The 510-nt window shown below is 57.3% G+C and carries 1 pseudogene; it reads right to left on the bottom strand.

Going from position 1 to position 510, the window contains the following annotated elements:
• Positions 1-309: 309 nt before the first annotated feature.
• Positions 310-510 (bottom strand): annotated as a pseudogene (locus tag MKZ40_RS16885) (hypothetical protein); the annotation flags it as partial.

Here is a 510-nt window from a genome sequence, read left to right on the forward strand (position 1 = left end):
GGTGTGGCTGATCAGCCTTCTTGTAGGCGTGCCTCGGCGGCTGCGAACTCATCAGCCCCAGCTGCTTCATCCGCCTGCTGGCCCGATAACGACTCAACTGTATTCCTGCCTGCGTGACCATTTTTGCAATGCTGCGAGCGCCGGCAGAGCCGTTACTGACGGTATGCGCCTCGACAACCTGATCCAGCAGCTTCTGCTCAGTCTCACAAGGTCTTCTATCCCGACTACGCCAAGCCCGGTAGCTACTGCGATGCACCCCAAACACCTGACACAAGTGCTGCACCGCGTAGCTCTCTTCAAGTCGCTCGATTATCGAGAATTGCTCAGGGAGTCCGACATCAAGAGAGCGGTAGCCTTTTTTAATATTGCCTTCTCTTCTTCCACTCGCCGCAGCTTGCGCTTCAGTTCCTGGATCTCACGCTGTTCCGGCGTCAGAGCCTCACCTTTCAGCGGCGCCTTGCCTGCCCGCTCAGCGCGAAGCCTGCGAACCCAATACTCCATGGTGGATTT

This window comes from Cobetia sp. BMC6 (assembly GCF_029991385.1).
Taxonomy (GTDB): domain Bacteria; phylum Pseudomonadota; class Gammaproteobacteria; order Pseudomonadales; family Halomonadaceae; genus Cobetia.